This is a genomic window from Streptomyces sp. NBC_00091 (genome assembly GCF_026343185.1).
Classification (GTDB): Bacteria; Actinomycetota; Actinomycetes; order Streptomycetales; family Streptomycetaceae; genus Streptomyces.
The window spans coordinates 39,030-56,999 of record NZ_JAPEMA010000001.1; the positions used below are offsets into that span (position 1 = coordinate 39,030).

15 protein-coding genes and 2 pseudogenes are annotated in these 17,970 nt (G+C 67.5%); 12 read left to right on the plus strand and 5 right to left on the minus strand.

What is annotated here, in order from left to right; translation table 11 throughout:
• Nucleotides 1-4 precede the first annotated feature (4 nt).
• The 12 genes and pseudogenes from OOK34_RS00210 (at nt 5) to OOK34_RS00265 (ending at nt 11,991) form a co-directional block, all read left to right on the plus strand.
• Nucleotides 5-748 (plus strand): hypothetical protein, encoded by a 744-nt coding sequence (locus tag OOK34_RS00210; RefSeq protein ID WP_267031804.1) that lies wholly within the window; start codon nt 5-7, stop codon nt 746-748.
• A 264-nt stretch (nt 749-1,012) separates the two neighbouring features.
• A pseudogene (locus OOK34_RS00215) lies at nt 1,013-1,315 on the plus strand (ISAzo13 family transposase); the annotation flags it as partial.
• A gap of 648 nt (nt 1,316-1,963) precedes the next feature.
• Nucleotides 1,964-3,055 carry a hypothetical protein gene (locus OOK34_RS00220; protein WP_267031805.1) on the plus strand — a complete coding sequence of 364 codons (1,092 nt, stop codon included), beginning with the start codon at nt 1,964-1,966 and terminating at the stop codon, nt 3,053-3,055.
• Between the two features lie 56 nt (nt 3,056-3,111).
• Nucleotides 3,112-5,043 carry a hypothetical protein gene (locus OOK34_RS00225; RefSeq protein WP_267031806.1) on the plus strand — a complete coding sequence of 644 codons (1,932 nt, stop codon included), beginning with the start codon at nt 3,112-3,114 and terminating at the stop codon, nt 5,041-5,043.
• Nucleotides 5,040-5,867: a hypothetical protein gene (locus tag OOK34_RS00230; RefSeq protein WP_267031807.1), complete on the plus strand. Its 828-nt coding sequence runs from the start codon at nt 5,040-5,042 to the stop codon at nt 5,865-5,867. The genes OOK34_RS00225 and OOK34_RS00230 overlap by 4 nt, the downstream gene beginning before the upstream one ends.
• Nucleotides 5,864-7,354: a hypothetical protein gene (locus OOK34_RS00235; protein WP_267031808.1), complete on the plus strand. Its 1,491-nt coding sequence runs from the start codon at nt 5,864-5,866 to the stop codon at nt 7,352-7,354. Before OOK34_RS00230 ends, OOK34_RS00235 begins: the two co-directional genes overlap by 4 nt.
• A gap of 179 nt (nt 7,355-7,533) precedes the next feature.
• Nucleotides 7,534-8,049 (plus strand): DinB family protein, encoded by a 516-nt coding sequence (locus OOK34_RS00240; protein WP_267031809.1) that lies wholly within the window; start codon nt 7,534-7,536, stop codon nt 8,047-8,049.
• Between the two features lie 208 nt (nt 8,050-8,257).
• Nucleotides 8,258-8,560: a hypothetical protein gene (locus OOK34_RS00245; RefSeq protein WP_267031810.1), complete on the plus strand. Its 303-nt coding sequence runs from the start codon at nt 8,258-8,260 to the stop codon at nt 8,558-8,560.
• Between the two features lie 678 nt (nt 8,561-9,238).
• Nucleotides 9,239-9,895: a hypothetical protein gene (locus tag OOK34_RS00250; protein WP_267031811.1), complete on the plus strand. Its 657-nt coding sequence runs from the start codon at nt 9,239-9,241 to the stop codon at nt 9,893-9,895.
• Nucleotides 9,896-9,966: 71 nt separating this feature from the next.
• Nucleotides 9,967-10,122, plus strand: a pseudogene (locus OOK34_RS00255) (LLM class F420-dependent oxidoreductase); the annotation flags it as partial.
• A gap of 307 nt (nt 10,123-10,429) precedes the next feature.
• Nucleotides 10,430-11,230 carry a hypothetical protein gene (locus tag OOK34_RS00260; protein WP_267031812.1) on the plus strand — a complete coding sequence of 267 codons (801 nt, stop codon included), beginning with the start codon at nt 10,430-10,432 and terminating at the stop codon, nt 11,228-11,230.
• A complete protein-coding gene (locus OOK34_RS00265; protein ID WP_267031813.1) occupies nt 11,209-11,991 on the plus strand; it encodes an SMI1/KNR4 family protein in 783 nt (260 codons plus the stop codon). Before OOK34_RS00260 ends, OOK34_RS00265 begins: the two co-directional genes overlap by 22 nt.
• A gap of 112 nt (nt 11,992-12,103) precedes the next feature.
• Here OOK34_RS00265 and OOK34_RS00270 read toward each other — a convergent pair whose 3' ends face one another.
• The 5 genes from OOK34_RS00270 to OOK34_RS00285 are packed head-to-tail and all read right to left on the minus strand — an operon-like array spanning nt 12,104 to nt 17,907.
• A complete protein-coding gene (locus OOK34_RS00270) occupies nt 12,104-12,514 on the minus strand; it encodes a hypothetical protein (RefSeq protein WP_267031814.1) in 411 nt (136 codons plus the stop codon).
• Nucleotides 12,511-13,599, minus strand: coding sequence for a hypothetical protein (locus OOK34_RS35300; RefSeq protein WP_323183383.1), 1,089 nt, complete (start codon nt 13,597-13,599; stop codon nt 12,511-12,513). The genes OOK34_RS00270 and OOK34_RS35300 overlap by 4 nt, the downstream gene beginning before the upstream one ends.
• Before the next feature lie 23 nt (nt 13,600-13,622).
• The gene (locus tag OOK34_RS35305; protein ID WP_323183384.1) at nt 13,623-14,651 is read right to left on the minus strand and encodes a hypothetical protein; all 1,029 of its coding nucleotides are present in this window, start codon (nt 14,649-14,651) and stop codon (nt 13,623-13,625) included.
• Nucleotides 14,648-16,381 carry a hypothetical protein gene (locus OOK34_RS00280; RefSeq protein WP_267031815.1) on the minus strand — a complete coding sequence of 578 codons (1,734 nt, stop codon included), beginning with the start codon at nt 16,379-16,381 and terminating at the stop codon, nt 14,648-14,650. Before OOK34_RS00280 ends, OOK34_RS35305 begins: the two co-directional genes overlap by 4 nt.
• Nucleotides 16,378-17,907, minus strand: coding sequence for an integrase (locus tag OOK34_RS00285; RefSeq protein WP_267031816.1), 1,530 nt, complete (start codon nt 17,905-17,907; stop codon nt 16,378-16,380). The genes OOK34_RS00280 and OOK34_RS00285 overlap by 4 nt, the downstream gene beginning before the upstream one ends.
• Between the last annotated feature and the right edge of the window lie 63 nt (nt 17,908-17,970).

Consider the following 17,970-nt stretch of genomic DNA (forward strand, 5'->3'; position numbering starts at 1 on the left):
ATCCATGACGCTGTCCGTCAGATCCCGTCGTACCCGGCTGGGCGCCCTGGCTGCCGCTTTGGCGCTGCCCGCCGGTGTTCTGGCCCTGGCGCCGCCCGCGCACGCGCAGGCTGTATGTACCGTGAACGGCCTCCCTGGCAACACCGGCACCGAGGACGACGACGTCATCATCTGTGCGGGCTCCGTCGACTTCACCGTCGACGGGCGCGGAGGGAACGACACCATCAGGATCGTCGGTGACATCGCCCCCGGCCCCCTCATCGGCCCCGGCGACGGCGACGTCCTCGGAGGCGCGGGCAACGACACCATCACCACCGGGAGCGTCCTGGGCGGACTCGCCGCAGGCGGGTCTGGCAACGACATCATCACCACCGGGTCCGTCACAGGAATCGGCGTCGTCCTCGGAGACGCGGGCAACGACACCATCACCACCGGCGCCATCGCAGCTGTGAGGGACCGGCATCGCGTCGACGGGGGCGACGGCGCCGATGCCATCACTGTCGGCAGTGTTGACGACGCCGGCCTAGTCCGTGGTGGTGCGGGTCCAGATGTGATCGAAGCGGTGAGTCTCGGCGCGTTCGGGGTCCCCAGCTCCATCGAGGGCGACGATGGGGATGACATCATCCGTGGGATCGGGGGCACCACCCTGATCGTGGGTCCCGCCGACGGTCAAGTCGACGGCGGCGCCGGCACGGACACCTGCACCACCACCAACATCGGCGCCGGCGCGACCATCAACTGCCCGTAGGGGCCGGTAGGGCGTCCCGGCACCTCGCCACCACGCCCCCACCCTCGATCACAGCCAACCAACAAGCCGGGAACCCCATCGGTTTCGGCTCAATAGCCCCATTGAGGTTCCCCCGGGATGCGGCGGGTGGTGACAGGGGGGCAGATGGGACTCATGAGAGGAACTCTGTCGGGGGCCGCACCGAGGAAGGACCCCAAGACCGCGGAGTTAGGGCTTGCAGATCATTTACCCGCAGCTCCCCGGTTTGATGGTCGTTGGTGTGCTATGGAAGCGATCGAAGACATAGCGGCGGTGCTGGCGGCGAAGTTCATGGTGCTGTTGCCGCATCTGGATGAGCGCCAGCGCCGTGTGCTGCTGGCGGCCGAGGCCCGGTCCATCGGTCATGGCGGAATCAGACTGGTCGCCCGGGCCGCTGGCGTGCGCGAGGCAACGGCGTCACGGGGCGTCACCGAACTAGACTCCGGTGAGGCCCCGTTGGGGCGGGTGCGCCGGGTCGGTGGTGGCCGCAAACGGGTGGTCGACCTGGACCCGGGACTACGCCCGGCACTGCTGGCCCTGGTGGAACCGGCCGATCTGGCAATGCGCGGGGTACAGGGCGGCGGCTGTCGGCCATGGGCGCATGCTCGGCACTCCCGGCCTTGGGGACCAACGGAACAGCCATTAACGCTAAGCACTTGATCTTGGTCCTCTAGCACGGATGATCACTCCGCTGTGCGGGTTCGCACGAAGATCGTCGGTCATTGGTCGGGCCTGCCTACGGTCCGCACATGCCAGTGGAATTTTTGACTGATGAGTTCTTTCCGCTGTTCATTTCTGTCTCACGGAGCCTGTGGTTCAGTCCCAGTGACGGGTGGGACATGAGGCAGTTGGGCTGACGGGAGTGCGCCGTGGCCCCGGGAGGGATCAGGGTGGAGCTCGCCTTCGTACAGTCGGGGTTGCTGGGCCGGTACCTCGACAGTGAGGTGGTCTCGGCCGAAGAGGTGGCCGCGCTGCTGAAGCGGCGGGGACTGCTGGATGGCATGCCGGTATTCCTGGACGATGATGCCGCTGCCCGCTCTGTCCGAGTGGGGCCGGTACCTGTCCACGGGACTGCTCGACGAGACCACGCTGCGGGACTACGGGCGGATGGCGGCCCGGCTATCTCGCCGGCTTGGGCAGCGATGTCCTGTCCGCGACGGAGGCCGACTTGGTCGCCTACCGCAACTGGCGGCGTCTGTGGCAGAAGAAGCCGGTCGCCGCCAGGACCTGGGGGAAGGAGGCATCCATCCTGGTGATCTCTACGGCTTCCTCGTCGCGCGCGGCTCGCTGCCGGCCCAGCCGGTGCGGCTGGCGGCCCGAGGCCGGAACGCCCTGGCTCCGGGCGTGCGGTCGAACATGGACATCCGGCACCTGACCTTCGAGCAGTACCGGTACTTCCGCGACGTCGGCCTGGGCGGGCAGCTGCCGGACGAGCAGGTCAACCGGGGCTACCGGGGCTGGGCTCCGTTGCGCAACCGGGCCGGGTCGGACCTGGCCCTGGGTACGGGGGCGCGATGGCGCGAGTGGGCCACAGTGCTGCTGCCCGAGATGGGGCTGTGGCCCGGGATGCAGGGCGGCAGCTCGGAGTTCGAGGTGCAGGCGTGCGCGAAGTACGGCAAGACCCGCACCCTCTACGTCCCCGAAGACGCTGCCGCGTCCGCTGACCTGTTCTGCGTGCTCGAACGTCCGGACATCGTCCGCGCCGCCGCCAGGACCCTGGAGCGCAAGGCCCGCGACCTGTTCGTCGTCGCCGGTGTCGACGTCGCTGGCGGCGTGGTGCGCGGAACGCTGGATGGCGTCGACCGCGAGTTCCGTATGTCGGCCATGTCCGCCAAGCTGCGGCGGATCACTGTCTACGAGGGCGAGTTCGGCCTGGAGGCCCTCACCTTGTTCGTCTGCCGGGGCGGGCTGATGCCCGGGGCAGACGCCTGGAAGGGGTACCGGCACCGGGCCTGGGAGTGGATGACCGCCCTCGCCGACTCCACCACGCCGCACCTGCCCGCACGCAGGTGGAGATGGCACGACCTGAGGCACACTCACGCCCTGCAACTGCTGACCTACCTGGAGAACCTAATGGATGGCGAGGAGCCGGACCCCAAGGCCCGCAGTCGCCGCCATCACACCTATCTGACCGGGCACATCCGCCACAACCCCCTGCTGATCGTCAGCCGCAGACTGGGGCATGCGGATCCATCGACCACTTATGAGTACCTGCAGTACACAGATGACCTGGTCAACGAGTTCGAGGCTGCGTTTCGGGGCTGGGTGGGCGACGACGATGCCACCTAGGCCGAGTTCGCAGCCCATGCTCTCGCGGGCGTCGCTGCCAGCACGAACGGCGGTCGGTGACGGTGGGGCGGACCAAGCAGGAGCGTGAGCGTCTCCTGGCGGCCCTGGAGAATCCGGTGCCGGCGGGCGGAGTCGGTCCCCGCGTTGTCCAGATCCCCCGGAACCTGCTCTGTATTGATCCTGCGGCCTACGTCTGTTCGCGGCTGGCCGGGCAGCTGGCGGACGAGTGGGTCGAGTACGTGGCCGTCACCGCCCTCGGGTCGCAAACGAAGTACTACCGGCAGGCGATCGACAGTCTGTGCCGATACGTCGACACGGCTCTCGGGCCGGCGGCCGAGAAGGCGAGCCTGAGCGACCCGGAGCTGTTCGACACACTGGTGGCCTGGGAGACCGCTCTGCCCGAAGGCTGTGAACCGGGATCCACGGTTCCTTCAGCGCTGGCTTCGGCGATGCACTTGCTGATCGTGCGTCGCGATGACCACCGGGACCGGGCGGTCGCCCCTGCGCTGGCCCGCCTGGGTCGCCGCGCCGTGCTCATCGGCACCGGCGAGTCGACGGAGCGGGACGAGTTCGCGCGGAAGGAGAAGCGCGCCCTGGTCCGTGCTGCCTGGCAGAGCGTTCACGCCACCCGCAAGCGCCTGGACGACGGGTGGGCGCTGGCGGCAACCGGGCGCCATCCCGACCAGGGAAGTTGGACCAGCATCCCGGACCTCCTCTGGGGCCTGGCCCACGAGCAGATCACTCCTGGCGACATGCGCGAAACGGTCCCCCCGCTGCGGCAGTGGCCGGCGCCCCTGCAGGCTCTCGCCGCCAGACCTGACGGGACCTCCAGCAGATCCATGGCACGGTTCCAGCTGTGTCGTCGCCTCGTCGCCCAGTTGTATCCGACCACCCTTGACCTGCAAGCCTTCCGTGTCCTGCTGATGGATGCCACCGGGCATGCCTCCGAGGAGGTCACCGCGTTCGGTGAGTCGGACGTGGAGTTCCTGCCCAAAGGCGTCCGGCTGACCCTGCTGAAGCAGCGCGCGGGCTGGCGACGCCACCGGGCCTTCCGCGACCAGGCCCCCGCGGCCGTGTCACCCCCACAGGACGACGACGCGGAGGGACGACCGGTCACCCTGGACATGCCGCGACGGGAGGCGAGCGAAGTGGTCCGCCAGCTTCTGGACCTCACCGCGCGCGCCCGCACGAACGCCGCTGACGTCACCGACACCCTGTTCGTCCGTGCCACGGTCCGGGGCGACTACCGCCTGGTGTTCGACCGCTGGAACCCCGCGGTCACGAGCGAGGGGTTCGGCCACTGGGCCGAGGCGATGGGCGTCGAGATCCAGGGAGACCGGCACATCGGACGCCTGCGCAAATCCACGAAGGTGGAGAAGGCCATCGTCACCGGAGGACGGATCAGCGCGGCGGCGGACGACCACACGGAGGAGACATTCGCCGGGCACTACGCCCAGGGCACCACGCTGCGGATCATGTCCGGACGCACCATCGTCACCGCTCAGCAGCACTGGTTCGACCAGGCCCTCACCCGGGTCGACGGCCCCACTGTGGTCGCCGGCGCCGAGAGCGAGGTCGAGAGTGACCTGCTCCGCGCCGCCGGACTGTCCGTCCAAGAGGCCGAGGACATCATGAACGGCCAGCTCGACATGGGCGTCAGCCACTGCAGGAGCCCGCGGCAGTCGCCCTTCGGGCGTCCGGGGGAACTGTGTCCGGTCGCGCCCCTGAGCTGCCTGGAATGCGGAAACGCGTGGATTCCTCCCTCCAACCTGCCGCAGCTGCTGCTGTTCAGGACACACCTGGAACATGTGCGTTCCCGGCTGCCCCCGCAGGTTTTTGACAAGGTCTGGGGACAGCGCTGGAAGAACCTGCGAGCGGTGCTGGAAGACCGTACGCCGACGGAGCTCGCCCAGGCCCGCGAGCACATCGAAGCCAGCCGGGCGACTCTGGACCTGCCGCTGAGCGCTTACACGGAGTTCGACGCATGACCCAGCCTCTGCCCCAACAGCGACGCCCGTCGCTATTCCGCGACGACGAGCCTGTCCTGCGGGGCCGGGCACTTCTGCCCGATGCCAGTGGTCCCGTGTTCGGCGACAGGGAGGTATGGGACTTCAATGCCGCACTCAAGCGTCCCGCGAATGTGTACGTCAGCGGCTGGAAGGTCTGCTTCAGCATCGAGTTGGAGGACCCGTACTGGAACCGCCTGGCGCGCGAGTTCTTCATGGTGCTGTCCAACCCGCACCACCCGGCCGTCCTGCGGCACGGTGTCGCCCTCGGCGCCCCTGCCGACCCACAGACCCTGATCCAACTTGCCTCTCGCCTGCGGACGCTGGCCCGATGGGGACAAGAGAACGGCCTCCCCGCTCATCCCGGTACCTGGACGTCGGACGACCTGCGTCAGCGCATCCGCGACCTGGCCGCGAACGGCACCGCCAAGAGCACACTCGCGGGACATGTGAGCGCGTTGAAGACCCTGGCGACGGTGAAGCCCGCGCTGAGCCTGCCCTGGCCCGCCGGGGATCCCTGGCCCGGGCAGAGCGCCAGGGCAGTAGTGGACCTCACCACCCCAGCTGGAATCTCCACGCCCGCCGTTCCCCCGGAGGCGTGGTTCCCCTTGATCCGCGCAGCCTGGGCATACATCCACACCTTCGCCCCCGACGTCCTACGCGCCGACCAGCGGCTACGCGAGCTCCACGCAGCCGCCCAGCCCTCGGTGAAGGGCGCCGACTCCCGCTTGCGGGCCTGGCTGGCCGATCCTCGGAACACGTTCCCGTCCATGCCGCGACCGTCGAGGGGAAAGCACCACGGGTGAACTGGGACCTGATGACCCTGCTCCTCGGCTATGAGGCTCGCCGCCGCACGATGCTCACCAACAAGCTCAGCCCAGCGGCAGAGGGGCGCCGGGCTCTGATCGAGAACGCAGTGGCCGCCGGCCGCTTTACACCCCATGCGTTGAGTGGGGAACTGGTGCAGGTCACCCGACCGGACGGCAGCACAGGCCCGTGGCACCCCGGCATCGGCCCGCGGCCACTCATCGAACTCAAGACGGCGCTTCGTGATGCTGCATTTGCCCTGGTCGTGGGCTTGTCCATGATGCGCGACTCGGAAATCCACGAGATCCTGCGCGAGTCCGTCGTCGAGCACTACAGCACCCCCGCGATCGCATCGACCAAGATCAAGGGCATGGTTGACCGGCCGGGCAAGCACTGGTGGATCGCCGACCCGGTCGCCGAGGCCCTCGTCGTCGCCGAAGCCATCTCCAGCCACCCCGATCGGGTCTTCGCTCCCGTCCACATCACGGGCCCGGACGGAACCATCGACGGCGTCAAGATGCTGGAGTCGTTCGTGGCGACCGTCAATGCTGAACGCCGCTGGTCAGGGCTCGATGAGATCCCTCCGGCCTACATCCGCCCCCACATGTTCCGCAAGACAATGGCGATGCTCGCCGACCAGTTCCCCGGCTCGGAAATCGCCACCGGCATCCAGCTCAAGCACCTCGCCACCCGCGCACTGGCCAACGCCAGCACCCGCGGCTACGCGGCCTCCGACAAGCAGTGGGCAAAATACCTGCAAACCGCTCTCGACAGCGCCAAGTTCCGCAAGATCAAGGACCTCTACCAGCGCCGCACCGCCGGCGAGGAGATCGGATTCGGGGGCGGAGCCGACCGCGTCAAAGACACCTTCGACAAGATCACCGCCACCGTCAAGGCCCGCAACCGCGACGCCCGCACCCTCCTGCACACCGCTCGCATCCACATCCGCTTCGGCGCGCTCAACCACTGCACCGCCGACCACACCAACCCCGTCGGCGCCGTCTGCCTGGAAAACGCCGTCGTTCCCGAAGGCCACGTGGGGCCCCTCCACGAACGTTGCCGCCCCGACCGGTGCGGCAACAGCATGATCACCTCCGATCAGCTGCCCTTCTACGACTCGCACGGGCGCAAACAACTGGAGATCATCAACCTCACCAAAGAGAACCTCTACAAAGAAGCCCAGATCAGCCGCGCCACAATGAACCGCGCCTACGCCGTCCTCGCCGACTGGGACGCCCACATCGCCACCCACGGCAAGACCACCCCCGGCGAGTCCCAGCGCGACGCCACCATCGCCGACCTGAAGAAGCGGCTGGCCGCCAAGACCCAGGAATGCACCCTCCTGGAGAACAAGCTCAAGGCCGCTGCCACCGCGATCGCTGCCCTCCACCACGACAACGAAGCCCTCCGCCAGCAGCTCGCCAGGGACGTCTCAACCACCGTCATCCCGATCCGGCCCCGCCGGCGTCGTCAGCCCCGCTATTGAGGTTTGATGCGTCATGTCACTGGGTGCCTTGAACTGCGAAGAGGAGGGCCCGCCCCGCGGCATCATGCGAAGATCAGCAGTAATACCCCGCTGTCCCCAACCGTGACCAAGATCGTAAATCGCGGAAGAGCCCGTCATCCAGGCGCCCCCTCCCGACCGCCCTGGTAGCGTGCGCCGGCATGTCATCGGAACTGAAACGCCCCCCGCTCCAAGCGGACGAACGCACCGCGCTCATCGGCTGGCTGGACCTGCAGCGGCAGATCCTGCGCTGGAAATGCGAAGGGCTGAGCGACGAGGACGCGCGCCGTCCGGTCATCCCGACCTCACCGGCCATGACGATGGCCGGTCTCATCTCCCATATGCGCTGGACCGAGCACATATGGCTGGAAGTGCTGTTCCTCGGCGGCGATAAGAAGCAGAACCCCGCATTCGACGAGTCAAGCAAGAACGCCGACTGGCACACCGACGGCCGCTCCCTCGCAGAGCTCCTCGCGGAGTACGAGGCCCAGTGCACCCGCAGCAACGAGATCGTTGCCGCGGCCGACCTGGACGATGTCGGCCGCCACCCCGACTTCCGCGACGGCAGCGCCAACCTCCGCTGGATACTGATCCATCTCGTCGAGGAGACGGGGCGACACGCGGGGCACGCGGACATCGTCCGGGAGCTACTCGACGGCACGAAGGGCTACTACTAGCGCAGCTCCGCGAAGCGGGCCCTTCCCCCAGGAGCCAGGCCAACACGCCTTACGACCAATGCGGGAGAGCCCGTTACTGGTGATCTTCGCATGATGCCGCGCGGCGAACCCTCGTCTTCGCAATTCAAGACGTCGACCCAGCGACATCACGCATCAAATCTCAGTAACCTGCAGATCCAGGCACCGGCTTGCGTCGGCTGGATGTCTCATGAGACATACCGAGCGCGAAGAAGATGAGCAGGTACGCGCGTACGGACTCCCGGCGACCGAGGGCAAGAGCGGCGACCCGAGGTGGCCGGCCTTGGCCCGCCGCTACAGCTTCGACTTCCGCCGCCCGGTGCAGTGGGAGGTGGAGGCGTTGGAGCCGGCCGAACTCCAGCGCCTGGTCCTCGCCGCCGTCGACCCCTACATCGACCGCACCGTGCTCGCGCAGCAGATCGCCCGCGAGGAAGACCAGCGCTGTGCCCTGGCCGACTTCCTCGGCGGCTGGGGCGCGGACGGCAGGAGGTAGTCCCGCCGTCTGCACGCGGGTCCCCTGCAACACGGGCGGTGCAACGCGGTCGAACGCAACCGTGTGTTGCAGTCTTGACCTGGCGCAACGCGTGCAACGCGCTGTTGCGCGAGCGCGTTGCACCGCCGTGTTGCACCCCTTCCGGGACCCCTGCTACCCAGATACTGGAGCACGGTCTGGTGACTGCTTGTGGCGTCCGTCTGCCGCTGTGTGTCGGCGGGAATGCCGCGTCGGCGAAACGGTTCACTACAGTGCCGCCGCCGAGAGGAATCCGCTCATGAGCACCCCCACCCCACGCCCCGCGGTCGCGACCTGGGCCCCATCCCAGTCCGGACCGTGCGTGCGCTGCCATCTTCTCTGCACCACCGCCGGTGAGGTCAGCTCAACGAATGGGTGGACGCGAAAGGATGTCAGCCCGACCCGCTGCTCCGGCTCGCGGAGAAGACCGGCAAGACCGTCTACATCAAGCACGCCACCGTCGTACGCAAGGCCGATGGCGAAGACACCGCTTACTTCGCCCGGCGGCGAGGCGGTCGAGTGAACCGGCGACCGCGCCCGTGATCAGGCCGTCCTCTGATGCGTTCCTGTCGTGCAGGCGTCCCGTGTGAACTGCGCTCCCCCCTCCCTTCGCGGGCGGGGCCGCTGCACGGCGACCTTCACACGACAGGAGAGACCAGCATGGTCACGCACACGTTGAGGCGGCGGATGTCCGCCCTCGCCACCGTCCTGGGACTGGGCATCGCCCTCCCGTTCGCCCTGGGGGCGACCCCCGCGTCCGCCCGGGCCCTGATCGACATCACAAAGACGCATTCCGGCAGCTTCCCCAGGGGCGGGCAGGGCGTCTACACGATCACGGTCACCAACCCAGGCGATCAGACGACCGCCAGCGGGACGGTCATGCAAGACACCATCCAGACAGGAGGGGTCACATTCGTCACAGGGACGGTAATCGACTCGGATGTAAACGTTTCGTGCACCTTCGAGGGGGACAACAGGGTCAACTGCGAGAGCGAGCCGCTGGATCCCGGTGAGGGCTACACCCTCACCTTCACTGTCAACGTCGCCGAGGACGCCCCGTGCACCGTCGACAACTTTGCCGTGGCGCTCGTCCCCGGGGACGTCGGCGACACGGCCGAAGACCCCACCACCATCACCGGCGGCACCTGCGGCGGAGACGAGGGAGACGGTGACGGAGACGGGAGCCCCGTGTCGATCCTCCCCGTCAACCTCACCGGCGTCATCCCGATGTTCAACAACATCACCACGAACAACAACATCCACAGCCCCGGCGCCAGCAACGCCAGCCGCCAGGCTTTCGGACTGAACGCACCCTGACCGAGCAGGCCGTCCCCCGAGGCGTGGAACGGCCGTACGTCGGCCGTCCCACGCCTCGGTGTGCCAGCAGCATGCGGATCGCCACGACCAACTTCATCGGCGACCGCATCATCTACCCACCCACCCACCTCGCCCGCGCGCTCGACGAGCGCGGGTTCTCCGGGCTCTACCTCCAGGAGCCCATCCACATCCCCGTCGCGCGCGACACCGCCGCGCCCCAGGGCGGGTGAAGTGCCCCGCGGGCGGTCGACGGTCAGGCGCAGCTGCCCCAGATCCTCAGCATCCACGAGCCTGAACACCACTGCATCTCTAACTTGGTGCAGTCAACAGACCGAACATGTTGTCGATATGGAGTCGGCGGGAACCCCCTCTGCCAGGAGTGCCGCGCCCGGCTCCCGGAGTCACAGAAGAAGCCTGCCCACCCCGGAGCCTGACGTCGCGGGGCCTTCTGGCCGTATCCTGCGCGCTGGACCGCGCCCGGCCGGTGACGCTGGGGGCCAGGCCCGGAGTGGCGGTGAAGGAGGCCAACCCCGAGTGGTCCTGACCCCTCCCTTCGAGCCGATGCTCGCCCAGGCCGGCGAGTCCGTCCCCGGACCTGGTGTCCTGGCGGGCGGCCTGGCCCTGGAGCAGAAGTTCGACGGCCACCGCACCATCCTCTTCACCCCCGCTGGCCCCGGCGGCCGGGTGCTGCTCCAGACCCGGCGCGGCTCCCTGGTCCAGGACCGCTTCCCCGACCTGGTCGCCGCCGCCGAGCAGCTGCCCGACGGCCTCGTCCTCGACGGCGAACTCGTCGTCTGGGACACCGCAGCCGGACGCCTGTCCTTCGAAGCGCTCCAGCGCCGGGCCGCCGCCCGCGGGCGCACCGCCGCCGCACTGGCCGCGAAGACCCCGGCCTTCTTCATCGCCTTCGACGTCCTCCAGCAGGACGGCACCGAACTCCTCACCCGGCCCTACCGTGAGCGCCGGCGCATCCTCGAGGATCTCTTCGACACCCACCAGCTGAGCGCGCCGTGGACGCTGTGCCCGATGACCACCGACCTCGCCAAGGCGAGGGAGTGGCTGGAGACGTGGACCGACGTCTCCGGAGTGGAGGGGATCCTGGTGAAGGGAATGAACCAGCGCTACCTCCCCGGATCGAGAGCTTGGTACAAGATCAGACGCCGCGACACCACCGAGGCGGTCTTCCCTGTCAAGTTCTTCTGTTCAGTCCCGCGGCCACTGCTCAGGCTTCCGTTTCAGTCCGCTGTGATGGGCACTCCGTCGTGTCGCAATGTCGATCGGCGGAAGGCTGGCAACCGCATAGGGTCAGTGGCATGTCTGACACGTTCGACGTAGCTGAGTTCCTGGCGGGTGGGTGCAGGGAACGGGCGGATGCGTGGGCATTTGTCAGCGCTTTTGCCGCCTCCTGGTTCACTCCGTTGTCACCGGCTGATGGGTTCACGCTGGATCAAGTACAGAGAGCTGAGGACCGCCTCGGCGTTCACCTTCCTGTTGCTCTCCGGGAGGCGTACACGCTGTTCGGTCGACGGCGAGATCTGGTTGCGCAGCAGGACCCGCTGCTGGAGCCGGAGGAGCTGCTGTTCGACCCTTCCGGCGAACTTCTGGTCTTCCGCAGTGAGAATCAAGGCTGCGCCGGTTGGGGTGTGTCTCTGACCGACCTGCATCGGGAGGACCCACCGGTCGCTCTGTTTTCCGATCGCCTGCCGAACTCCGGACGGCGTCGTTTTCTCGATCGCTTGTCGCTGGCTTGTGTCGAAACCGTGCTGAGCGAGGCTGTCGTTGGCAGGTGGCGACAAGGGCGCGCATGCCAGGCGACCCCTGAGGTAGTTGCCTGTCTAGAAACGGAGTTCGCGCGTGTCCCGTTGCCGCCCTATCCGGCGTGGTTTGAGCCGATGGGACCGGGAGTCCGGTGGTTTTCTGCCGCTGGCCTGCTGCTGCGTCTGGAGCCCGGCTCCGAGGGGACGGAGTTGGTTGTAACAGGTCAGACGGAAGGTGATCTTCAACGCGCGATCGAAGCGATTCCCGGTGCCTGGCCTGACGCCGAGCCGACCGTGACCAGGACAATCAGTGAGCACGACCTTGTTCTGCCGTTTTGACGACAAGTCGCTGGGCGAGAAGCAGCGCCCACGACAGCGCGGATGACGCTCGCGTCGACGGGGTCGCCCCGGTGCTCCGTCGACCGGGCGCGGCCCCGAATGGGTGCAGATGTCAGGTGGTGGGTGGGCGAAGCAGGATGACGTTGTCGGGAGGCGGGGCGGGGTCCGTTGACGTGCTCTGCTCCTCGGTAAGCACGGCGCTGGCAAGGGTGAGGTTGGTTACCAGTCGGCGGAGTTCTTCGATCTCGGCTCTCTGGTTGGCGATAGTCCTCTTGAGGCTGGTAACGGTTTCCCTGAGTCGTTTCTCCGTTTCTGGAATCTGTTTGGTCTCTTCGCGGACGCGTTCATAGAACTCGTTCTTCAAATCCGCGTGCCGCTTCATCAGGGCCATGCGGTGGACGCCAGCCTCGGCGGCCAGCGCGACGACGGTGAGGCTGCCGTTGGAGGCGACGGCTTGCCCGGCCAGGAGTCGGTCGATGGCTTCGCGGATGCGGGTGCGCTCGTCGGGGTGCTGGTCGTTCATGTAAGGGCCTCGGCAGGTTGGGCGGTGGTGTCGTGAGCGTCGGCGGTCGCCCGGAGTCGTTCGGAGTTGGCTCGGAGTCGATTGCCGAGCGGGCCGGGTGCTGCGGCGGCCATCTGGTCGATCTCATCAGCCCGTGTCCGCAGCTGGCGGGCGTGGGTATCGGTGCGGACGGTGTTGCCGCAGCCGGGCCGGCAGGCGTACTGCCGCGGGGCTGTCGCCCCCGGTTCGGGTTCGCAGAGCGCGTTGTCGTGCTTGAACGCGCAGATCAAGAACGCGTCGGGATTGTCGTAGAGGACGACACCGTCCCGGGCAAGGAACCTGGCGGCCTTCCCCGCGAACTTCGCGGGGACAATGCGGCCTTCGAACCTCGGAGTCGTCGCTGCCGCGGCGATGGCCCTGCGGGAGGCGGGGCCGGAGATCCTCTCTCCCGAGGCCATCCGATCACTTAGCCGGGCGGCGGTGTCCGCGGCAGCAAGGGCCGTCTCGACATCTAGGACACTGTGGAGACCACGCTGGCTGCGGGAGGCGTAGCCGCTGGAGGTCCGGGCATCCAGGACGGTTCGCATGTGCCCGTATTGGATCGCGAGCGCGATCAGCCCGGCCGGACGGCGGGCGATGTGCCAGGCCAGGGTGCGGCGGAACCGCGACATGCCGCTCGCTCCATGCGGATCTTCGGGAATGGTCTGATGGGACAGCCCCAGCGAGGTGGCCTCGCGGTTCACCCAGACGACGAATCTCTCGATTTGGTCGTTCAGCGCACCGCCCTTCAACGCTCCGTGGTGGCCACGCTTGGAGGCGAAAGCATGGTGACCGGCGCTGAGGAGGAGTTCCCCGTCAGGGACCATGCGTTCCAGGACACGGATTGCGTGGACGACTGGAGTGATCGCCACCCAGGGAATGTCGCGGTCCTCGCCTGCGGAGATGTGGTTGCCGTCCTCGTCGGTGACGTTCTTGTAGTGCCGGCTGCGGATCAGATGCCGCCCGGCGGCGCCATCGGCCGTGGGCTCAGGATCAGGGCAGCAGCCGGATCGCAGACCCTGCACCTCCTGCGGGCGCATACCGGTCAAATAGAGGCAGAGGATCACTGCGGCTGTGCCAAGGTGCCTCATCACTCGGCGGACTCTTCGACGTCGATGTGATCGCGCCAGGGCTTCCCGTCGATCTGGCCGAGGATAGGCACGTTCAAGGGACACGCGCCCGGACGCTCGGGGACCAGGGCGTGGAGCTGGTGCTTCGTGGCAAACCGGTTGACCTGGATGGTGCTCGCGCCCGTGAGAGCGGCTATGTAGGTGCGGGCCAGTGCACTCCGGCCTTTGAAGTGGATGGAGGGCAGCGGGGCGCCCGAACCAACGCGGGGCAGCAGGAACTCTTCGAGGGCAGCGTGGCTCTCGGCGGACGCCTGGTTGACTGCGGCTACGGCGAACAGCTGGCATCGTTCGGACCAGGCAGCCAGGATGTCGTCGGCGAAGATGTCGACGAAACGGATCGCCCAGACCAGCAGAGGGCCGAGAACCTGCGGGTCCAGCGGCTCGGTGCTGTTCTCGCCGCGGTCCGAGCCGCCGGCCGGGGGAAGGAAGTCGTCGACTCCCTCGCTGTCCCACGGAGGCCGGGTGGCACCGACGGGTTCGGCGCTGAGCTGATCGAACGCCCACAAATCGGTCAACATGGAGCAGATCTTCTCCGCATGACCGCGGGAGACGTCGCTGCAGCGTTCGACTATGTAGGTCCGCCACACATGGTCGGTGCAGTCGACCAGGCGGGTGATGCGGCGTTCGTGCAGCCAGCGGGCCAGCCGTATCCACTCGCCGTGGGTGTCCCGAAGGTCATGCGCGGATGTTCGGGCCCTGGCTCCGGCCCCTCGGGCCTTGAGGTGGGTGGGCCGGAGTCTGCCGTTGATCATCGTCCAGGTGATGAGTTTCATCTCGCCGAGCAGGAGAGCCGGACATTGCCTCCAGTGGATCTTGACGAGGTAGGTGCTGGGGTTGTCGATCAGTGGTGCCAGAGGCCAGACGGCATCGCAGTAGCGGGAGTTGGAGTGGGTATTACCGGCGCTGATCCACTGGGGCAGCACTACCGGGGTCTGCGGGGTGGGAAGGGGCAGAACGTACGGGTCGTACTGGGCAGCAGGGCTGGTCATGGGCCGAGGCCTTCCTTCAGCAGAAGCCGGACAACAGTGCGGTCGGCCTCGCTGACACGGGCCAAGGACGTCTTCCAGGCGACCGGACCGACCCTCTTTCGCAGGTCTTCCAGCCGCGTCAGATGAACCCTCCACCGTTCACGGAACACGTCCTCCTCCAAGACGGACCGCAGACTCGTGATCTGCTGGTGCAGGTGGGCGAGCCGGGGATGGTGGCCGGGATGGACGTATGCGTTGGCGCAGGCCAGACAGAGCAGGAAATCCGCCCCGCAGCCGCCCTCGCCAGCCGGCCAGGGGCTGGCTTCCTCGTCTTCGCAGTCCACCGTTGCCGTCTGCTGATGTTCCGGATTCGGCTCGTTCGCCATCGTCCCGCCGAAGACGACAGCCCGGGCCTGGTTCAGGGCCTCGAGGGCGCCGTCGGCGAACACCTGGCGCGAAGCGCGCTGAACCCTTTTGTCGGGCAGCACGTAGACACTCTCGTGCGTGCCCTGTGTGTGCTGCAGCGGGCGTCCCTGGTTCGTCACCGTCGTCCGGCGAGCCCGCTGGAACGGCGACCCGCCGAGCCCACTGCTTGCGGCCCACCACCTGCTCATCCCGAGGGAGACACCAAAGGACAGGGGCCAGTGCACGGCCGGCCGGTCCAGGTCGGTGTGCTCGTCCTCAGGGCGGCGGACGCGAGCAACCATCAGCAGGTCGACGCCCGGCTTCAGCCGGTGGGCCAGTGCCCGTGCATGAGCGGTGGCCTCCAGGGCCTGGGTAATCAGCCTCCCCGGCGAGTCGGCTCCTGAATCGGTGATGTTCTCGGTGGAGAACCACCGCCCGCTGCCTGCTCTGCGCTTCTCGACCTGGACCTGGTAGGTCAGCGAGGTGGTCTCTCCGACTGACGGCGCGATCGTCGGCACTGGCATGCGGTCGTACTGCGACAGGTTCCACCCGAACCGGTCCGTCAGCAGCACGGCCAGCGCGGTGAGTTCACCGCGGGCCAAGAACAACCGCCCCCACGTCTGCTCAGCCCCCTTGCCGCCCAGCAGACGGCCGCTTCTCACGCCGCGGTCTCCACTGGGGTGCAGAGTGCGGGGGACATCGCCGGTGCGGGCGAGGTGATCAAGAATCTTCCCGATCTTCCACCCACGGCTTCCCGCGGCGAGTTCGTTGGACCGCCAGCTGTTCAGCAGGCGTGTGTTCTCGCCGATCCGCAGCCAGGCCGACCGAAACTGCCGTTGAGCGGTCAGCACTACCCGCTCCCACTCGGCATCCTCAAACGACTGTTTGCTCGGCTTCTGGGCCGGGACCCGACGGGCCAGCTCCTCTGCCACGAGCCCGGTTGCCAACCGCACGTCTTGTCGCAGCACCGTGCGAACCATGGACTGCTTGTTCGTGCCGGCGCTGGTGCCGCTGTTCGCCTCTCGCCAGCTCTGCATCACGGCCAGGGTCAGACCGTCCACGTCCTCGGGCGGGCTCTCCAGCTCCGAGAGGAAGTCCGCGAACAACTTCAGACTCGACCAATAGGTCTGAGCTGACCGGTGGCTTGTCCAGTTCCTGGACTGGCTGGCGAACGCGACGGCCAGAGACCGTTGCGTCGGCCCGGCCACAGGAAATCCGGCGAAGTCGTACTCCTTCTTGAACCCGGCCTTGTTGGTGACCGTCACCACGAGCCCATCCGGGCCCAGCGGCGGCTCGACGTGGTGGTCGGGCGGCGGTGGGACGGCCTTGCGGCCACGCCCGCTCACCACACCACCTCGACGATCGTGTCGATATCCTGGATGCCGACCGTCTCGCGGGCCAGCCGGGCGAACACCCCGTCCGCGTCCTCGATGTCCTGGCCCTCCTCGGTGCTCTCCGCGGCAGCGAGGATCGACTCCAGCTGCAGGTGGGACACGGGCGCGAGATAGTGCCGCTTGGTCGTCTCCACGTCCGAGTGACCCAGCAGCGTCTTCACCAGCCACCACGGATCACCGAAGAGCTGGGCGAAGTCCCTCCGATCCTTCTTGGTCAGCCCGTAACGCTTCTCGAACAGCTCGTTGAGCAGGATCAACATGTAGAGCGCGAACGAATGCCGGCCAGAGTGCGGCGTCGCGTACGGACTCTTCCCGCGCACCTCCGCAAGCCGGAACCTCCGGTGCATCGCCCTGTCCTCTTCGGTGAGCAGGACCTGCTCGCAGCGCAGATTCGCCGCCCTGAACACACCGTTCCACCGGTCCGGGGCCATCGCCAGACCCTGCTCGGTCAGCCACAGCCACGCCGGCTCCGGCCCGTCCGGGCCCGGCTGGAACAGCCACTGCCGCTCACGCCAGCCCAGCCGACTTAACTCCTGAGCACCGACGACCCCGTTCCGGTCTACCCACTCAACCTTCGGCCTCAACCCGCGGGTCACCTCGGTGATCAGCCGCACGACCGGCAGCCGGTCATAAAGGCCCCGCTCCTGGGCTCGCTGAATCGCCCACGCCCGCTCTGACTCCACGTAAGCCTCGACCTGGCCGACCGAATCCACCGACGCGTAATAGGTCCGGCTGTTCTTCGACCTCGTCAACGCACCCGCCAGCTGGCCATGCAGGTAGCGGCCGCGGCGAAGACTCTGCGTGGGTAGCTCCAGCGTCAGCAACGAGCCGCACTCCTGCCGACGCAACCCAGAACTCAGTACCATCTGCACGAAGCTGGTGTTCCGCAGCTCCGTACGCGATTCCCAGCCCAGCACGGCGACGCCAGCGCGGGTATGGCCCCGCAGTCCGATGTCCAACCACAGATCCCAGGTCCGCGGCGTCAGCCACGACACCCGCGCGCTCACCGAGTCCGGGGCCCTGTCCTCGTGCCGGGAGACATCCACCGGAAGCGGATAGACCTTGCCCCACTTGAACAACTTCGTGAACGCGGCAGCCTCACGGTCCCACTTCGAACCACCGATCCTGCCTGGGTTCTCTGGCGCATCACACCGCCAGTGCCGGTAGTCCGCCAGATCCTGCCGCCTTGCTTCACGCCACGACAGCCCACGCGAGGACAGGAAATTCAGCAGCGGCCGATAATCCGTTCCGTAATTCCGCTTCGTCTCCCGTTCCAGATTCCGAAAGACCTCAGACCGTACGAAATCCAGGAAATCCCGGTCCACCATGCCGTCCGGCCGTAAGTACACCGGATCGCCCGGCCTCAGACCGATGCGGGCCACCGCCTCTGGCAGGTCCTGCACCCCAAGAACACCCTCCGCTGGCAGCGTTCCCCACCGGCCTGGATCCGGCACCCACTCCACGTGCCACTCGCTCAACTAGACCCCTCCTGATGCGCTTGAACACACCAGATCATCAGGGAAGCCATCATCGGCGCGATC

Excerpts from the sequence above, each read along its gene's own strand:
- OOK34_RS00210 (WP_267031804.1), top strand. The coding sequence starts at position 5 with ATGACGCTGTCCGTCAGATCCCGTCGTACCCGGCTGGGCGCCCTGGCT.
- OOK34_RS00230 (WP_267031807.1), top strand. The coding sequence starts at position 5,040 with ATGACCCAGCCTCTGCCCCAACAGCGACGCCCGTCGCTATTCCGCGAC.
- OOK34_RS00240 (WP_267031809.1), top strand. The coding sequence starts at position 7,534 with ATGTCATCGGAACTGAAACGCCCCCCGCTCCAAGCGGACGAACGCACC.
- OOK34_RS00245 (WP_267031810.1), top strand. The coding sequence starts at position 8,258 with ATGAGACATACCGAGCGCGAAGAAGATGAGCAGGTACGCGCGTACGGA.
- OOK34_RS00250 (WP_267031811.1), top strand. The coding sequence starts at position 9,239 with ATGGTCACGCACACGTTGAGGCGGCGGATGTCCGCCCTCGCCACCGTC.
- OOK34_RS00265 (WP_267031813.1), top strand. The coding sequence starts at position 11,209 with ATGTCTGACACGTTCGACGTAGCTGAGTTCCTGGCGGGTGGGTGCAGG.
- OOK34_RS00270 (WP_267031814.1), bottom strand. The coding sequence starts at position 12,514 with ATGAACGACCAGCACCCCGACGAGCGCACCCGCATCCGCGAAGCCATC.
- OOK34_RS35305 (WP_323183384.1), bottom strand. The coding sequence starts at position 14,651 with ATGACCAGCCCTGCTGCCCAGTACGACCCGTACGTTCTGCCCCTTCCC.